The sequence below is a fragment of the Tessaracoccus bendigoensis DSM 12906 genome, assembly GCF_900141915.1.
Classification (GTDB): Bacteria; Actinomycetota; Actinomycetes; order Propionibacteriales; family Propionibacteriaceae; genus Arachnia; species Arachnia bendigoensis.
The window spans coordinates 1-17281 of the sequence record NZ_FQZG01000082.1; the positions used below are offsets into that span (position 1 = coordinate 1).

The window sequence follows — 17281 nt, forward strand, 5'->3', positions numbered from 1 at the left end:
CACGCCTCGCAATGGGAAGCATTCCTCGACCCCGAAACCGGCCGAGCCAGCTTCATCCCCCCAACCCACATCGACCCAACCCAGACCCCCAGACAACACCGCCGGCACCGCGTCCCAGACATCCTCAACAACCCCACCAGCAACAGCCCGGCCAGCAAGACCACGCAAACCACCACAGCAACAAAGACCAGCAGAACCGAGAAGACCACCCAGACCAGGAAGAGCACTGAAAGTCGCCCATCCGTCTGGGACCAGCCACCCGAGCCACCAGCCGACGCAGAGCCGCCCGAGCCGCGACCCGACGAGGCCGAGCCACCCGAACCCTCCGCCTGGGACCAGCCACCAGAGCCACCAGCCAAGGACGAGCCACCAGCGCCACAAGCCAAGGACGAGCCGCCCCAGCCGCAACCCGACGAGGCCGAGCCGCCCGAACCCACCGACGACTGGGGCCAACCGCCCAGGCCCTCCGGCTGGGAGGACACACCCTCGCCCCTGACTTGGGCAGAGTCGCCCAAGCACACCGACGACCGGGACCAGCGTTACACCGTTGCCCCTGAACCCGAAGACGACCCCTGGCACCCGCACGCCTGGGGACCAGCCGAACCCCGAGCCGGATAGACCCCGCCGCCGGTTGACCCCGGCCCCGAGCGCAGGTTGAGCCGCCTGGCGCGTCGGTTGAGCCGCCTGGTGAGGAACGAGCCAGGCGTGTCGAAACCACCTGGCACACGGTGCAGAAACCCGACCAAAAGTTCTTGAGAGACTCCGCGGAACGTCACGATGGTTTCGACACGCGCAGGCGCCGCTGCGCTCCTTCGGCGCGGCTCAACCAGCGCGTCGGTTGAGCCGCCTGGTGAGGGACGAGCCAGGCGTGTCGAAACCACCCCGCGCCTGGTGCAGCAACCCGACCACAGGTTCCTGAGAGACTCAGCGGGAACGTCACGATGGTTTCGTCACGCGCTGGCGTCGCTGCGCTCCTTCGGCGGGGCTCCACCAGCGCGTCGGTTGAGCCGCCTGGTGCGTCGGTTGAGCCGCCTCGTGAGGGACGAACGAGGCGTGGGCGTTACCACCTGGCACACGGTGCAGCAACCCGACCACAACATCTTGAAGGACTCCGCGGAAACGTCACGATGGTTTCGACACGGTCCCCGGCGCTCCGCGCGGCGGGACCGGCTCAACCGACGCGTAGGCCCGGCTCAACCAGCGCTTCGGTTGAGCCGCCTCGTGAGGAACGAGCCAGGCGTGGTCGTTACCACCTGGCGCCCGGTGCAGCAACCCGACCACAGCTTCTTGAGAGACTCAGCGGGAACGTCACGGTGGTTTCGACACGGTCCCCGGCGCTTCGCGCGGCGGGACCGGCTCAACCGACGCGCGCCCGGCTCCACCGACGCGCGCCCGGCTCAACCGACGCGCAAGCCCGGCTCCACCGACGCGCAACCCGGCTCAACCGACGCGCAACCCGGCTCAACTGACGCGCAACCCGGCTCCGCCGACGGCTGGTTGAGCCGACCGTCGCTGGTTCGCTACAGCCAGCCGTTCTCCGTGGCGATCTGCAACGCTTCGGCCCGGTTCCTGGCTGCCAGCTTTCCGATGGCCGAACTGAGATAGTTCCTGACCGTCCCCTCAGACAGGTGGACGGTGGCCGCGATCTCTGCGGCGCTCGCCCCACCCGAGGACGTCGCGAGCACCAACGCCTCTTTCGGGCTGAGTGGCGACACGCCGAGCGACAGCGAAGCGGCTGCCAACTCGGGGTCGACCACCCGGAGCCCGCGGGCGACGCGGCGGATGCCCTCGACCAGACGGTTGGCAGGCGTGTCCTTGACCAGGAATCCGGAAGCCCCCGCTTCCAAGGCGCGACGAAGGTAGCCGGGACGTCCGAACGTGGTCAACACGATCACCCGGGTCGAGGGTGCGGCCTCGCGCACCATCGGCACGATCTCGAGGCCGTCGTCCACGCCCAATCCGCCATCGGGCATCTGCACGTCCAGCAGGAGGATGTCCGGGGTGCCGGCGAGGACGGTGTCCAGCGCGGCCCGGCAGTCGGCGGCCTGACCTATGACTTCGAGGTCGTCTTCAAGGTTCAACATGGTGGCGAGCGCGGCGCGGATCAGCGCCTGGTCCTCTGCGATCACGATGGTGATCATGGCGTCGTCCCGAGGCGTGCCGTGATGCGGGTACCCTGGGGCGTCGACTCAACCTCGAAGGTGCCACCGGCGGCATCCAACCGCGTACGCAGTCCCGCGATCCCGGACCCCTCGCCCGGGCCGGTGATCCCGACGCCGTCGTCGGCGACGGAGATGCCTGAAGAGTCGCATTCGATCACGCAGCGGGTTGCGTCGGCATGCCGGACCACGTTGGTGACGCCCTCCCGGACGACGTAGCCGAAGAGCTCCGAGGTATCGTCGCCCAACTGAGGCAGCGACCTGGGCGTGATCGGGGCGACGCCGGCAGCCAGCAGGACCGCCCGGGCCGCGGCCAGTTCCGGGCCGAGGCGCACCTCGCGCATCCCAGAGGCCGTGGCCCGCACATCTGAAAGGGACTGACGGGCGATCTCGGCCAGCTGCCGGATCTCGGTGCGAAGTGCATCGTCGTCCCGCCCTATCAGTCGTTCGGCCAGGTCCGCCTTGACCGCGATGGTCGTCAGCGAGTGGCCGAGGATGTCGTGCAGGTCGCGCCCAATGCGCTCCCGCTCCGCAGCCACCGCGAGGACGGCAGTGCGTTCTTCGGCCAACTCGAGCTGCCTTCGGGTGTGCTGGGCCTCCAGCGTCGCCCCGATCGTGATTCCGATGGTCGCCGCAGTCACCGCCAGAACCACGCCGAACGCGTCGCCCTCCACCAGCGAGTACCCGCCACCCAGCAACGCGATCACGAGGATGACCAGGCGCGCGTCGGTCCATGGGAGGAGCACTGCCGCAACCGCAGCAGGGAAGGCCACGAAATATGCGGGCTTGGCATCACCGTCGGTCACCACGCCCACCGCCACGATGAGCAGCATGAGCCCAAACAGCCACAGCCAGCGGATTGTCTCGGTGGTGTGCATGATCCAGCTCGTGCCGGTCGATAGAGCCCCGATCAGGGTGATCAGGACGGTGGTCACGACGATGTGTGGCGTGTCCCGCAGAAGGAAGATCGGGATGAACAGAAACGACAGGCTCGGGAACATGTACCCGGCACCTTGAGCCAGGCCGCGGCGCCACCAGGACAGTTCGCACGCCTCCGGGGCGTAGCCGGGTGCCGGTCGGTCCATGGCCTCCACCCTAACGACGAGACGTCCGGATCGCGCGCCGATAGCCGAGGGCGCCCACGGCGATGAGCGCAAGGGCCCACACCGCGATCACCTGGACACCGTCCCAGGGGAAGCCGCCTCCGGCCAGGGGCCAGGAACCGATCTGGGCGGCCCAGTGCGAGGGCAGCAACCGCCCGATCGACTGCATTCCGGCGGGCATGGCCTCAAGGGGGATCCACAGGCCACCGAGCATTGACAGGGTGAGCATGCTGAGCGTCGTCACGGCGGTTGCGGTCTGGGGCTTGAACCAGAGGCCGATCACGAGGCCCATCAGCACCATCGGCAGGAGGGCGAGCAGTAGGAGCGCCAGCATGGCCGCCCAGGTGCTCATCGGGAGCCGGATGCCCTGGATGAAGCCGGCCACGAACACCGTGCCGAGCGCGGGGATGACCACAGTCACGGCCGTGCACACCTTCGCGCCGACGAACTCGGCCGGGTTGAGAGGGGTGAGCATCAGGTTTCGGAACCAGCCGGAGGAGCGCTCCGACTGGATGCTGGCACCGGCGTTCATCGCGGCCCCGAGGCCGCCGTAGGTCGCCATCATGATCATCATGGTGGCTGTCACGGAGTCGTCAGCGGAGTCGCCGAAGACGCTTGTGAAGAACACGTACATCGTTACAGGCATCAGGATCACGAACGCGAGGAATGCCCAGTCACGAACGACGGTTCCGAGGCTGAATGCGTAGTAGCGGGTGAACCGGCGCAGGCCACTGACCTGGCGGTATCCGGTGGAAGTAGAAGGCATGGTCGTCATATCAGGCCACCTTCGTGAGGGTGAGGAACGCGTCCTCCAGCGATGGGGAATGGACCTCGACGTCGCGGACCGTGCCCGTCTCGGTGAGGTCGAACAGGCCGCGGAGTGCGGCGTCGGAATCCGTGCAGGTGAGCACCCGACGATCACCGTCGACGGTGGACTCGACGACCCCCGGGAGCGTCAGGTAGTCAAGATCCGGGCCAGTGAAGGTGATCTGCCTGCCACCGACGACGCCGCGGATCTCCGCGCCGGTTCCGTCCGCGATCAGGCGTCCGCCGTCGAGCACGACGATCCGGTCGGCGAACTCATCGGCCTCGTCGAGATAGTGGGTGGCGAAAACGACCGTGCGGCCTGTCAGGGTGAATGCGCGCATGCTGGCCCAGAATCGACGGCGCGACTCCACATCCATGCCGACCGTCGGCTCGTCGAGGATGAGCAGACGCGGGTCGGGCATGATTGCGAGCGCGAATCGCACTCGTTGGGCCTGCCCGCCGGAGAGTTTGTTCGTGTTGGTGCGGAGGAAACTCCTGACATCGGCCAGCTCGATCACCTCGTCAAGCGAGAGCGGGTGGTGGTGCAGCGAGTGCATGCCGCGCAAGAGTCGCCCAACCTTGGTGTCCCAGAGGAGGGCGCCGTTCTGGAGCATCGCGCCGGTGTCGCCGCGACGCAGCGCCTCGGTGGGGGATCGTCCGAAGACACGGACGGCCCCGCCGTCGGGCTTGGTGATGGAGAGGATCATTTCGGTGGTGGTCGACTTGCCCGCGCCGTTAGGGCCGAGCAGGGCGAGCACCTGCCCGGCTGGGACCTCGAGGGTGAGGTCGTCGACGGCGGTGAGGTCGCCGTAGCGCTTTGTGACAGAGTCGAGTCGGATGGCTGGGGTGCTCATGGTTCCAGGTTCGTCGCTGGAACAGGTTGTGGACAGGCGACGATGTCACGCTTTGGGCGTGACAGGTGTCACAGGGCGAATGCCGCGGCCGCGTCCAGTCGGGGAAAACCGATTGCGACATCGGCGGCAGCGGCCGTCACCGGCTTGGCGCAGTAGGCGATCGACAGGCCGGCTGCGTCGAACATGCCAAGGTCGTTGGCGCCGTCACCGATGGCGACGGTGAAGGCCGGGTCGACCCCGTTGGCGTGGGCGAACCGGGCAAGGTCCCTGGCCTTCTGGTCCCGATCCACCACCTGGCCCATGACCCGGCCCGTCAGCACCTCGACGCCGTCGACGAGTTCGGTTTCAAGGTGGTTCGCGTTGTGGAAGTCGAGCCCGAGGCGTTCAGCGAGAGGAGCGACGAGTTGGCTGAAGCCACCGGAAGTCACCCCGATCGGCACCCCAGCGGACTTCGCCGCCGCGATCAGCTCGACGGCCCCTGTCGAGAGTGTCATCGCGGCCCCGACCTCCTCGAAGATGCTGGTCGGCAGGCCGGCAAGCGTGGCGACCCGCTCCCGGAGCGAGGCGCCGAAGTCGAGTTCCCCGCGCATCGCCCGCTCGGTGATGTCGGCGACGCGCGCGCCGACCCCGGCGTGGTCGGCCAGCAGATCGATAGCCTCGGTGGTGGTCAGCGTCGAGTCCACGTCCATCAGGATTAGCCGGGCGGATTCGTCGACCAGCGGACCGGTGATGACCCCGACGGCGACGTCCCCGGCGACGGCGCGCAACGCGTTGCGCAGCAGAGCCGGGTCGTCGTGCGAGGTGTAGAGGCTGATCTGCTGGCCGAAGTTGGTCTCCTCGCTCGTCACATGGGCGGTCGGGGGCACCATCGCCACCAGTGAACCTGGGATCGGGCCGGCGGAAGCGAACGTCACACGGATCTCCATGCACACAGGGTAGTGGTCGGCAGGGGTGCCGACCTTCCCGCGAAGCGGGCCTGCATGGCCGGTCGGTTCTGTTCATGGCTAGGGTCGGTGGATGCGTCGACGCGACGCGTGGGCAGAACCAACGGGTAGGAGCGCATCGCGATGCAGACCGACGACGGAGGCGACCTCGGTCGCGTCGACCTGGATGTGCGGTTCGCCGGGTCGCTGGTGGGGTCCGGGCACTACACAACCCAGGGCGAGATCCTCCGCGGATCGCTGCGCGGCCTGACCGGACTTGAGACTCAGGTGGCCGGCCAGGGGGTCCGGCTGAACGGGGCAGGCCAGGGCATCGGTTTCGTGCCGACGGCTCCGCTCACCTTCCCTGAGGATGCTGCCGTGGTTGTCGAACTCGCGTTCAGCCTCGAGGCGCCGACCACGCAGGCGTTCACGACCCTCCTCAAGTCCCCATCGTTTGTGGTTGGCTTCGACCCGGACGACCTCTGGGTCGGCCCATCGTCCGAGGCTCGGATCGGCTTGCCAGGCGCCGGTCCAGTCAGCCCCGGTGCACGGCACACCCTGTCACTCAAGCTCCGCAGGTCGGGCGAGCGTCTCAACGTGGCGGCATGGCTGGACGGCGTCACGCTCGGCCCGGTCGCCTGGCCGTGGCAGGGGCAGGCCGACTCCTCGCGGTGGGTTTTCGGCAACGGCGGCGCGGGCGACAGCGGGTTCCACGGAATCCTCCACCGCGTGCGGATCGCCGAAGGCGGTGCCCCCTTCGCGCTGCAAGCGACCAGCGGAACCCGACGCGCAGACGTGGGCCTACCGGACAACGCGGGCCTACCAGGCGACGAGGGGGCAGACGACCTCTGCGGTCTTGAGCCTGGCAACTACGTCGATGTCCGGCCGACCGACTCGCCGTCGACGATCCTGAAGAAGGCGGCCCTGTTGCGCCCGACCCCGGCACAGGCGCTCTGGCAGGAGGAGGGCCTGACCGCCTTCATCCACTTCGGCATCAACACCTTCTACGGGCAGGAATGGGGAAACGGCACAGAGGTTCCCGCGGCGTTCGACCCGGTGGAGGTCGACGCCGAAGGCTGGGTGAAGACCCTCCGAGAGACCGGATTCCGCACCGTCATCCTCACGCTGAAACACCACGACGGGTTCGCGCTGTGGCCGACCAGGTACTCGCGACACTCGGTCGCCGCGAGCCCATGGGCCGACGGGAAGGGCGACATCGCCCGTGACCTCACCGACGCCGCCCGCCGCCTCGGGGTCAAGGTCGGGTTCTACCTCTCCCCGGCCGACTCCAACGCCGAGTTGAATGGACTATTCGGTAACGGCTCGCCCAGGAAGCCGCGTCGCATCCCGACGCTCGTACCCGAAGATGACCGAACGGGCTCGGACCTGCCCCGGTTCGAATACGAGGCCACCGACTACGGGGCCCTGTTCCTGAACACCCTCTACGAGATCCTCACCCAGTACGGAAAGGTCCACGAGGTGTGGTTCGACGGCGCGCAGGGCAACACCGCGGCGGGCGAGAGCTACGACTATGCGGCCTTCTACGACCTCATCCACCGGTTGCAGCCAGACGCCAACATCGCCGTCGGCGGGCGTGACATCAGATGGGTCGGCAACGAACTCGGGGTGGCCCGCGAGGACGAGTGGGCCACAGTCGCCATCATCGACGGGGGAGAAGGAGCCATCCGGCCCGTCGAAGACGACCACTTCGCGCAGGACACCGGATCAGATCAACAGTTGGTGAGAGCCGTGCGCAGCGGCCGGGCCAACAGGCTGCACTGGTGGCCGACCGAGTCCGACATGAAGATCACCTCGGGCTGGTTCGCCCACGCCGACGACGAGCCGAAGACCGCGGCCGAGCTTCTGACCCACTACGAGGACACCTACGGGCGGAACTCGGTGATGCTGCTCAACGTTCCCCCGACGGTCAACGGCCGATTCTCCGACGAGGTGACCGGCGCGCTCGAAGAGTTCGCGCGCGAGCGGCGGAAGGCCTTCACCCTGGACCACGCGCTGGGTGTGAGGGTCCGCGTCGATGGGGCGTCGGTTGCGAACCTGACCGACGGCGACCCGCGGCACGGGCCCACGGTCGCCGACGGCGCCCCGTCCTCATTCGAGTTGGACCTGGGGGAGCCGCGCAGCGTCGCACGGATCGGGCTCAGTGAGGCGATCTTGCGGAGTGGGCAGAACGTTCGGGGGTTCGTCGTCGAGGCCGACCTCGACGGTTGGGGCGAGGTGGGGAGGGGCGGCGTCGTCGGTGCCCACCGGATCGTCAAACTGGCCCGACCGGTGGCCGCCAGGCGGTGGAGGATCAGGGTGACGTCGGCCCGGGGCGCCTACACGCTGTCCTCGATCAACCTGTGGGAACAGCTCGATCTGGATCCCGCCTCCGAGCCGTGACGGGAGGGCATGGCATCGCCGCCGCCGGTGATCGAACCGACGGCGGCGAAGTTGGGGGTTGTCAGGCGCTGGCGGCGACCGGCGTGACCGTGATGCTCTCCTCGGAGCCGTCCCGCAGGACGGTCAGCGTCATCGGCTGGCCGACCTGCCCGGCGCGCACCAGGGCCACCAGGGAAAGGCTCCCCGACACGGGCTGGCCGTCGACCTCGGTGATCAGATCGTCGACGCGGAGCCCGGCCTCGGCGGCGGGGGAGCCGGTGTTGACCTGCGCGACGACCGCTCCCAACTGGCCGGTGGTGGTCACGTCCCGGGCGCTGATGCCCAGTTGGGCGTGCCGGGCGCTGCCGGTGGCGATCAGCTGATCGGCGACGTACTTGACCTGGTCGGCCCCGATGGCGAAGCCGATGCCGATGTTGCCGGACTGGCTCTCACCGCTCGACAGGGTCGCGATCGAGGACGTGATGCCGATCAGTTTGCCGGAGGAGTCGACCAGCGCGCCGCCGGAGTTGCCGGGGTTGATCGCGGCATTGGTCTGGATCGCGGCCGTCACCACCGTCTCGGACGACGTCTGTTGCCCCATCTGGCCGAACCCCGGCTGCTGTTGCTGCTCGGACACCGCGGTGGTGGTGACGGGACGGTTCAGGGCGGACACGATGCCGGTGGTGACGGTGTCGGCCAGACCCAGCGGGTTACCGATCGCCATCACGGGATCGCCGACCTTCAGCGCCTTGCTGTCGCCATAGCCCATCACGCCCAGGTCCTCTGGCGGGTCGGTGAGGCGGATCACGGCGAGGTCGGTGGAGGGATCGGTGCCGACGATCGTCGCCTCGTAGGACGAGTTGTTGAACATGACGGTGACGGTGCCGTTTGCCGCACCCGAGACCACGTGGTTGTTCGTGACGATGTTCCCGTCGCCATCGATCACCACACCGGAGCCCTGGCCTTCACCGCTGGCGGTCACGACGTCGATCGCCACGACGGACTTCGAGGCGACCTCGGCAACAGCTGTCCAGTCGGGGTTGGTCGGATCGGCTTGGACCACCGTGGTCTGGATGCCACCCGTATCTGAGGTGGTCGTCGAACTGCTTGCGCTGGGGGATTGGGCGGCGCCGTCCGTTGACAGCCTGGCCGCGGCGAATCCGGCTCCGCCGCCCACGCCGCCTGCCAGCACGAGCATCGCGAGCCCGGCGGCGATCCGGGAGCGGCCCTTTGCCTTCTTCGGGGCCTGCGGCGCTACTGCGGTGGTGGTCTGCGTCGGCTGCTGTGCCGCACCGTAAGGCGTGGAGGTCGTGTTCCAGTTGGTGAATGGGTAGCTTCCCTGTGGCAGGGTCGTGTCCTGGGCCGACGTCGGGGTCTGCCCCTGGGCCTGGGTCGAGGGCTGTCCGAAGGCCTGGGCCGAGGTGCTGGCCTGTCCAGTTGCCTGGTCCGTGACCGGCTGGCTCGCCTGATCGGACTGCGGCCAGGGGCGGGGGGTGCCCGACTCCCGGCTCCAGGGGTTCGGGTACTGCTCGTTGCTCATCTCTGCTCCTCGGTTTCCGTCTGGATAAAGCTAACAAGCCGACCCTGTGAGTTTGCTGTGTGAGCGCTGGAACTTTCCTGAGACCTTACGAACCCACCCGGAACCCGCCGCTACCTGGCGGTGGTGACAGTGACGGTGTAGTGCGGGTTCTGGGCAGCCACCAGGGTCTGGCCCAGCCTCACGTTCAGCTCTTTCCGGTAAGGAAGGTGTGAGTTGAACACACACCACAGCTGGCCGCCCGACCGCAGCACCCGGGCCGCGTCGGTGAACATGTCGATCGTGTCCGAGGAATCCTTGGCGACCCCCTGGTGGAAGGGCGGATTCGTCACGATCGCGTCGACGCTTTGATCGGCGTAACCGTCGAGCCCCGCACCCCAGGACGCGTCCACCTCAACCCGATTGACCTCGGCCGCGATCGAGGTGGCTGCCACCGCCGACCAACTGACGTCGCGCGCCAGCACCGACAGGCCACGCGCTGCCAGCCACATCGCGATCGTCCCGTTGCCACAGCCCCAGTCGAGCACCGAGTCACCCACGAGCCCCGCAGCCCGACCGCCTCCGGACAGGGCGGTGAGCAGCAGACGGGTGCCGGCGTCGACCTTGGTGCCCCCGAACGTCGCGCCGTGAGCCGCGACAGAGAACCCAAGGTCCTCGTGGAAGCGGACCTTTGGCCAGTCCGACTCCAGGTTTTCCGGCCCCCACGCGCGCAGCACCCGCGACTTCGAGCGGCCCAGTGACGCCGCGACCGCGGCGAAGTGCTTGCCCAGCACCTCGTTCATGGTCTTGTTCATGTGCTTGATCCTGGCCCCGCCGACAAAGGTGACATCCGGCGCGCCTTGCACCGACACCGCCAGCTCGTCGAGCGCCGCCAGCGACTTCGGCAGCCTCGCCAACGCCAGGTCGACCCCCGCGAGCTCGTCGGGGTGGCCGACCAGAAGGGCCGGGTCGACCTGGGCGGCTTCACGCCAGTCGTCACAGAAGACCCGCACATCCGAGGTCAGGGTCAGGGCATCCTCCACCAGGGCGGGGGCGTCCAGGACGGCCACCGCCTGGGCCGTCTTGGGGGCTTCATCCCAGATCAGGTCGTCAACAACATCGCGCATGGCCCCGATCCTACGGGGCAACCCCGAGCCGCATCCCCTTGCCAGGCAAGGGCGGGGCCACCGGTAGGTTTGACCTCAGGAGGCACGGATGGAGTTCAGGGTACGGATTGACCCGCTCGATGGGGCGGCACGCTCACTGTTGCGGGAACTGGCGGGAATCGCCGGGGTGACCCCGATGACCCACGGCGACGGCACCGCCCTCGTCCTGGGCGGGGCGCGCTCGGGCAAGTCGTCGTGGGCCGAGGCGCAGTTCGAAGGAGCCGCCGACGTCGAGTACGTCGCGACCTCCGAGACGCGACCCGACGACCCAGAATGGCTCGAGCGGGTCGCCTTGCACCGCGCCCGGCGTCCGGCGACGTGGCGCACGACCGAGACCGTCGACCTGCCGTCGGTGCTAGCCGCCGACGACCCCGCCCCCGTCCTGGTCGACTGCCTCGCCGTCTGGCTCGACAGGGTCCTCATGGCCGAAGGGGCCTGGGACGAGCGGGCGGGCTGGCGTGCCGACGTCGACGCGCGCGTCGACCAACTCATCGCCGCACTGGCAGGCACCCGCCGCAACGTGATCCTGGTAAGCAACGAGGTCGGCTCGGGGGTCGTGCCTGCCACCGCATCAGGCCGCCTCTACCGCGACGAGCTCGGCCGGCTCAACTCGCGGGTCGCCGCCGCGGTTGGCGAGGTCTGGCTCTGCACCGCAGGGGTCGCGAGGCGGATCAGGTGAAGGCGCTGCTGACCGCCGTCGGGCTCTTCACGATCATCCCGGTCAAGCCGTTCGACGTCGACCGGCGGGCCGCGACCGAGGCGATGGCGGCGCTGCCTTGGCTCGGGCTGCTCCTCGGGCTCGTCTCCGGTGCCGCGGCCGCCGGGGTGTCGGCGGTCGCGGCACCGTTGCTCGGCGCGATCGTCGGGCTGGCGCTGCTGGCCGGGGCAAACGGCGCACTGCATCTCGACGGCGTCGCCGACACCGCCGATGGGCTCGGGTCGCGTAAACCGCGCGATGAGGCGCTTGCGATCATGCGCAAGTCCGACATCGGCCCGATGGGGGTGGCCACGCTCGTGTTCGTGCTCCTGCTCGACGGTGCGGCGCTCGCCTCGATCGGCTCGCCGCTGTTCGCCGGTGCCGCGCTGGCTGTCTCGGTCATGGTCTCGCGGCTCGCGGTCAGCGTCGCCACCGTCTCACCCCGATCCGCCCGCACCAAGGGTTTCGGCGCCTTGTTCGTAGGGGTCACCTCCAAGGCCACCGCCACGATCAACGTGGCCCTCACGGTCCTAGTCGCGGTGGGCCTCGGGTGGCTCACCGGTGGGTGGCGCGGCTCGATCACGCTCGTGGCGGGCGTGTTCTGCGCGGCCGCGGTCGCCGTGTTCTGGGGCCTGAGGCTGGTGCGTCGGTTCGGTGGCTGGACCGGCGACACGTTCGGTTCCCTGATCGAGGTGACGCTGACGGCCTGTCTGCTGACCGTCGCGCTCACGCAGTAGCTGACCAGGACCCCTCAGTGAGGCTGAACCGGCCGAGCGTCGTCAAGGGCCCCGCGATGTCGGACGCTTCGTAGCTCATCAGCGAAACCGCCTCGACCCGGAGCCTGATCGGGGGAGCCTGGAAGTCGGCCATGAGGTCGGCGACGGTGCCAAGTTCCGACTCGACGGCGTACAGCCCGATCGTCACGTGCGGCGTGTAGAGACCCGGCCGGGTGCTCAGCAGATCGCGCAGCGGTTCGAACCCTGGGGCCGAAACCTCGAGGTACGGCGCCATCGGATAGGTGGCCCAGCCCCCGACCTCCACGTCCAACGGGCCGTGCCTGAGCCGGGTGAGCCCCTCGATATGGCCTCGACGGTCTTCGCGGGTGTAGAGCCCACCGGTCGGCGTCGCGCCTGGCAGGGGGTCGAGACCGGCGAACGCGACGGTGATGTGCGGTTGTCGACGGTACCTGCCCAGCAGGTGCGGGGCCAGCAGCGAACGCGCTTCGGAGACGCGTTCCCGGACGGCGGGGGTATCGACGTCGAGGGCCCACACCAGCGCGTGGCGGCAGCCGCCGTGCCATTCGGTGAAGTCCCGGTCCTGGTTCGGGACGATCCTCACGCCCGGCGTGGTTCCTTCGGGGGAACCGGCTCCGCGCCCGCGGCCGCCTCGTCGGCGTCCATCGTTTCGACGAACTCGTGCTTGGAGCTCTGCCAGCCGTCCTCGTTCATACCCGAGCGCCAATAGCCCGAGATGGACACATCGGTGCGCGGGAGCCCCAGATCGACGAACAGGTGGCGGCGCAGTTCCTTGACCATCTCCGCAACCCCGTGCACGAACCAGCGGGTCCGGGCGGCCGGATGCCCGGCTGCGCGCACCACCCGGGTGAGTTCGGAGCCGTAGGGGGCGCCGTCGCGTGGTACCCAGGTGAGGCTGACACCGTCGCGGGCCGGCACCGGGAAGGTGTCTCCTTGCGAGGCGATCTCGAGGAACACCTCAGCCGTGGTGGCTTCGGGTAGAGCCTCGATCGCCGCGCAGATTGCGGGTGCGGCCGACTCGTCACCGACCAGCACGAAGTGGTCGATGTCGGGGTCCGGGGCCCAGGCTCCGCCGGGGCCGAAGAATCCGATCCGGTCGCCGACCTCGGCGTGCGCCGCCCACGGGCCCGCCAAGCCGGCGTCGCCGTGTACCACGAAGTCGACTGTGATGGCCCCGTTCGAGGCGTCGTGGCTGCGCAGTGAATAGGTACGGGTGACCGCCGCCACATCCGAGGGGTCACCATCGGTGTCCGGATCGAACGGTCGCTGTGTGCCGGGGACGAACAGGATCTTGATGTAGTGGTCAGTGAACGGCAGGTCCATGCCTGCGAGCTCGGGGCAGTCGAATGTGACGCGGATCAGGTTTGTCGACAACTGCCGGGTGGCTTTGACGGTTGCGCGCCGCAGCACGCGCTGACGAGGAGGCATCGGTTCACTTCCCGATCGGAATCTTAGGTGAACCTAACTTAGCGGACGGGTGGGTACCTGTGCCGTGGGGCTCAGCGGCGGAGGGCCCCGACGATGAACCAGACGCAGGCGGAGATGGAGAACAGCATCGTCAGCATGCCGCCCTGGCCCAGGGACCCGTTCAGGAGTTGGAAGACCACGGCTGCGATGCCGACGATCAATGCTGTGACGCCCAGGCTGGAGGTCCGCCCGACCGTGCGCAATCCGATTGCTCCGGCCACGATGAGGAGCAGCGGCGCCGCCCCGGGAAGCAGGACGCCGAACAGGCTGAGACCGGCGGCCACCCAACACAGGAGGCGTGTCGGGTCGTTCGGTTGGGCCGGGCGCTGCCCCTGTGGGGTGCCCGTCGGTGGGGCCCACTGCCGGGACGTGCCGACCTGCGGAACCTGGCCGGGTGGGGCCCAGCTACGGGTTTCCTGTGGGATGGCGGTGGGCGTCGAGGAGGGCTGGTCCCGGCCACTGGTGCGGGGCGGGGCCAGGGGTAGGGGGTCGCCGACCGGCGGAGGCGGGCCTGGCGCGCCGATGCTTGCGGTGGACAGGCTGAAGGCCTCTCTCGGGTCGCGGTGGCCACCGGTGGGTTCGGAAGCCGTCATGGACAGGGAAGCGACGGTGAACTCCTCGCGCGGATCGCGGGCGGCGACGGCGACGTCGCCGAGGTCGGTCAGTGGTCGCTGCTCTTCGGCACGGAAATCGGCGGGGTGGGGCCCCGCGCCGGGCGTGACGGCTGCGTGAGGCTCCGCCACCGGAAGTGGGTCGGCCACAGGCGCGGCGAAGCCGTCAGGTCGCTCGGTGGAGGCGTACGCGGCCCCGTCCTTCCAACTTGCCATGCCCCAATGGTAGTGGGGTCTCTGGGGGGCGGGCCGTCCTGCCGCGGGGGGCGCCACGACCTGCGCGCCCAGTAATATTGAGCGAATGATCAGTTTGCCTGCGCAATCGGCGCCGAAACGGCCAACTTCCGTGCAGTTGGGAGGGTGCTAAGCCTAAATTGGGAATCGCAAATCATTCGCCGGCCACGGTACATACGGAGTGAGGATTCACGCCATGGAAATTGTCATCTGCAAGGACGCCCACGAGGCAGGCATCGCTGCCGCCGACCGGCTGGTCCACTACATCGAGGGACTGCCGACGCCTGTGATCGGCCTTGCCACGGGAAGCTCCCCCAAGGCGCTCTACCAGGAACTGACCCGCCGGGTTGAGGGCGGCAGGCTGGACCTTTCGCACGCCCTCGGGTTCGCCCTCGACGAGTACGTCGGAATCGATCGGAGCCACCCCGAGAGCTACCACAGCGTCATCACCCACTCGGTGATCGAGCCGTTGCGGATGACCCCTTCCCGTGTACGCGTGCCCGACGGCCTCGCTGCAGACCTGCAGGCGGCCGCAGACGAGTACGACGAGGCCATCGAACTGGCAGGCGGCGTCGATGTGCAGATCCTCGGCATCGGCTCCAACGCCCACATCGGCTTCAACGAACCCTTCTCGTCCTTCTCGTCGCGCACCCGGATCAAGACCCTCACCCCGCAGACCCGTGAAGACAACGCCCGCTTCTTCGACTCCATCGAGCAGGTGCCCACCCACTGCGTGACGCAGGGTCTCGGCACGATCATGGACTCGCGGGTCGCGCTGCTCATGGCCTCCGGCGAGAAGAAGGCCGATGCCATCGCCGCCATGGTCGAGGGCCCAGTCGCCACCCGGTGCCCCGCATCGATCCTGCAGTTCCACCCGAGGGCCATCGTCGTCATCGACGAGGCTGCGGCTTCGAAACTCCAGAACATCGAGTTCTTCCGCCACATCCAGGAAGCAGGCGACGGGCACACCCCGAACGACTGAACGGCCGTCTTTGGGCGTGGTGCCTTACCCGATAGACTGTCCGTTCATCTGCTGGTCAATTAAGTGAGGGCGACGTGCCTACCGGAAAAGTGCGCTTCTTCGACGCTGATAAGGGCTTTGGTTTCATCACCAAGGACGACGGCGGTGACGTCTACGTGCGCTCCAATGCGCTGCCAGAAGGCGTCGCCTCGCTGAAGCCCGGTCAGAAGGTCGAGTTCGGGGTCATCGAGGGCCGGAAGGGTGAGCAGGCGCTCAGCCTCCGGGTACTCGAGACGCCGCCGTCCCTCTCAAAGGCGCAGCGGCGCAACCCTGAGGACATGGCCGTGCTGATCGAGGACCTGATCAAGATGCTCGACGGCATCGGCAACGGGTACCGTCATCGTCGCCACCCCGACAGTCGTCAGGCGGAAAAGGTGGCGCAGGTCCTCAGGCGTGTGGCCGACGAGCTGGAGCTGTAGATGGCATCTCCCAAGCTGGATGCCGCGACGGCGGCAGCGGTCGACCTTGCGCGCGCCTCCGCCGTCGAGACCGGTGGCGCCGACGCCGTCGGTGAGACTCTCGGTGTCACGGCCGAGCGAGGCGACCGCATCGCCACGCACACGTTCGAGTGCCTGTTGCCCGGTTACGAGGGGTGGCACTGGGCGGTGACGCTGGTGCGCGCTTCGCGGGCCAAGGTACCGACCGTCAACGAGGTAGTGCTGCTGCCCGGAGCCGACTCGCTGTTGCCGCCGACCTGGGTGCCGTGGGAGGACCGGATCGGCCCGGGGGACATCGGCCCCGGCATGCTGATGGCCACCCCTGACAATGATCCGCGGCTCGAGCCAGGCTTCGCGGCGACCGACCTTCCCGTCGACGCCGACAACAGCGACTGGGTCCAGCTGCGCACCACCGTCGCAGAGCTCGGTCTCGGGCGGGAACGGGTGCTCAGCCGGTACGGCCGCGACGAGGCCGTCGAGCGGTGGCTCGCCGGCCCACCCGGCCCAAAGGACGAGGGCTCGCAGGAGGCGCCGGGCCAGTGCCACAGCTGCGGCTACTTCGTCGCTCTGCAGGGATCGCTCGGCACCCTGTTCGGGGCGTGTGCAAACCAGTTCTCCGCCTCCGACGGCAGGGTCGTCTCGCTGAACCACGGCTGTGGGGGCCACTCCGACGTGGTGGACGAGCACCGCGCAAAGGAGCTACCCGCCCCGGCCTTCGACACCATCGGTGTCGACGAGGTGCTCTTCGACTGAATCGCGCTGACGCGATCCAGCGGCGGCCACCCCGGTTGGGGTGACCGCCGCTCGCGCGTTGTGCTTCAGTAGAGGGGCGCCATCGAGTTGAGCACCTCGGCCACTGCTTGGCTGGGGTGGGGGGTCGCCGTCGGCCGCCCCCTTCGACGCCCCCTTCGCCCCCCCGGTGAAAATCGGCCAGTGGTCGATTTTGGGTCGTCTGGCGTCGAGGATGGGCCACTGCTTGACTTGGGCGGGGTGTTGGCGTCGGACGCCCTCTCCGTCGCCCCCCCGGTGAAAATCGACCAGTGGTCGATTCTGGGTCGTCTGACGTCGAGGATGGGCCACTGCCTTGTCTTGGGTGGTGCTGGTGACGGTCGCTGAATCGGCGAGGATCGGCCAGTGGTCGATTTTGGTGTG

At 68.5% G+C, this 17281-nt stretch carries 16 protein-coding genes and 1 pseudogene; 7 read left to right on the plus strand and 10 right to left on the minus strand.

Features of this window, described 5'->3' with window-relative positions:
- Positions 1–618 (plus strand): annotated as a pseudogene (locus tag BUC15_RS20550) (hypothetical protein); the annotation flags it as partial.
- Between the two features lie 902 nt (positions 619–1520).
- Here the strand turns inward: BUC15_RS20550 and BUC15_RS16320 are convergent.
- The 5 genes from BUC15_RS16320 to serB form a co-directional block, all read right to left on the minus strand.
- Positions 1521–2141 carry a response regulator transcription factor gene (locus BUC15_RS16320; protein ID WP_073190347.1) on the minus strand — a complete coding sequence of 207 codons (621 nt, stop codon included), beginning with the start codon at positions 2139–2141 and terminating at the stop codon, positions 1521–1523.
- Complete coding sequence (locus tag BUC15_RS16325; protein ID WP_073190350.1) at positions 2138–3244, minus strand: sensor histidine kinase; 1107 nt, start codon at positions 3242–3244, stop codon at positions 2138–2140. The genes BUC15_RS16320 and BUC15_RS16325 overlap by 4 nt, the downstream gene beginning before the upstream one ends.
- A gap of 10 nt (positions 3245–3254) precedes the next feature.
- Positions 3255–4028 (minus strand): ABC transporter permease, encoded by a 774-nt coding sequence (locus tag BUC15_RS16330; protein WP_175558381.1) that lies wholly within the window; start codon positions 4026–4028, stop codon positions 3255–3257.
- A 10-nt stretch (positions 4029–4038) separates the two neighbouring features.
- The gene (locus BUC15_RS16335) at positions 4039–4923 is read right to left on the minus strand and encodes an ABC transporter ATP-binding protein (RefSeq protein ID WP_073190352.1); all 885 of its coding nucleotides are present in this window, start codon (positions 4921–4923) and stop codon (positions 4039–4041) included.
- Positions 4924–4991: 68 nt separating this feature from the next.
- Positions 4992–5849: a phosphoserine phosphatase SerB gene (serB, locus tag BUC15_RS16340; protein ID WP_245788020.1), complete on the minus strand. Its 858-nt coding sequence runs from the start codon at positions 5847–5849 to the stop codon at positions 4992–4994.
- A 141-nt stretch (positions 5850–5990) separates the two neighbouring features.
- Between serB and BUC15_RS16345 the strand changes: the two genes are divergently transcribed.
- Entirely contained in the window at positions 5991–8246 is a 2256-nt protein-coding gene (locus BUC15_RS16345; protein WP_084189681.1) for an alpha-L-fucosidase, read from the plus strand.
- 61 nt (positions 8247–8307) lie between these two features.
- Here BUC15_RS16345 and BUC15_RS16350 read toward each other — a convergent pair whose 3' ends face one another.
- Together BUC15_RS16350 and BUC15_RS16355 are read right to left on the minus strand one after the other, a co-directional pair.
- Positions 8308–9765, minus strand: a complete 1458-nt coding sequence (locus BUC15_RS16350; protein ID WP_084189682.1) for a trypsin-like peptidase domain-containing protein — start codon at positions 9763–9765, stop codon at positions 8308–8310.
- Between the two features lie 110 nt (positions 9766–9875).
- Positions 9876–10868 carry a class I SAM-dependent methyltransferase gene (locus tag BUC15_RS16355; RefSeq protein ID WP_073190355.1) on the minus strand — a complete coding sequence of 331 codons (993 nt, stop codon included), beginning with the start codon at positions 10866–10868 and terminating at the stop codon, positions 9876–9878.
- An 88-nt stretch (positions 10869–10956) separates the two neighbouring features.
- On the opposite strand from BUC15_RS16355, the gene cobU reads away from it, so the two are divergent.
- Both cobU and cobS read left to right on the plus strand, forming a co-directional pair.
- Positions 10957–11586 (plus strand): bifunctional adenosylcobinamide kinase/adenosylcobinamide-phosphate guanylyltransferase, encoded by a 630-nt coding sequence (gene cobU, locus BUC15_RS16360; protein WP_139280325.1) that lies wholly within the window; start codon positions 10957–10959, stop codon positions 11584–11586.
- Complete coding sequence (cobS, locus tag BUC15_RS16365) at positions 11583–12341, plus strand: adenosylcobinamide-GDP ribazoletransferase (protein ID WP_175558382.1); 759 nt, start codon at positions 11583–11585, stop codon at positions 12339–12341. The genes cobU and cobS overlap by 4 nt, the downstream gene beginning before the upstream one ends.
- Here cobS and BUC15_RS16370 read toward each other — a convergent pair.
- The 3 genes from BUC15_RS16370 to BUC15_RS16380 all read right to left on the minus strand — a co-directional run bounded on the left by BUC15_RS16370 (position 12331) and on the right by BUC15_RS16380 (position 14653).
- A complete protein-coding gene (locus tag BUC15_RS16370; RefSeq protein WP_073190359.1) occupies positions 12331–12942 on the minus strand; it encodes a 2'-5' RNA ligase family protein in 612 nt (203 codons plus the stop codon). The genes cobS and BUC15_RS16370 overlap by 11 nt on opposite strands.
- Complete coding sequence (locus BUC15_RS16375; protein ID WP_073190363.1) at positions 12939–13787, minus strand: siderophore-interacting protein; 849 nt, start codon at positions 13785–13787, stop codon at positions 12939–12941. Before BUC15_RS16375 ends, BUC15_RS16370 begins: the two co-directional genes overlap by 4 nt.
- A gap of 71 nt (positions 13788–13858) precedes the next feature.
- On the minus strand, positions 13859–14653 hold the full coding sequence (locus BUC15_RS16380; RefSeq protein ID WP_073190366.1) for a hypothetical protein: 795 nt from the start codon (positions 14651–14653) through the stop codon (positions 13859–13861).
- Between the two features lie 214 nt (positions 14654–14867).
- On the opposite strand from BUC15_RS16380, the gene nagB reads away from it, so the two are divergent.
- The 3 genes from nagB (at position 14868) to BUC15_RS16395 (ending at position 16882) form a co-directional block, all read left to right on the plus strand.
- Positions 14868–15653: a glucosamine-6-phosphate deaminase gene (gene nagB / locus BUC15_RS16385; protein ID WP_073190368.1), complete on the plus strand. Its 786-nt coding sequence runs from the start codon at positions 14868–14870 to the stop codon at positions 15651–15653.
- A gap of 74 nt (positions 15654–15727) precedes the next feature.
- Positions 15728–16111 carry a cold-shock protein gene (locus BUC15_RS16390; RefSeq protein ID WP_073190371.1) on the plus strand — a complete coding sequence of 128 codons (384 nt, stop codon included), beginning with the start codon at positions 15728–15730 and terminating at the stop codon, positions 16109–16111.
- Positions 16112–16882: a DUF3027 domain-containing protein gene (locus tag BUC15_RS16395; protein WP_073190374.1), complete on the plus strand. Its 771-nt coding sequence runs from the start codon at positions 16112–16114 to the stop codon at positions 16880–16882. It begins immediately after the preceding gene.
- The last annotated feature ends 399 nt before the right edge of the window (positions 16883–17281 follow it).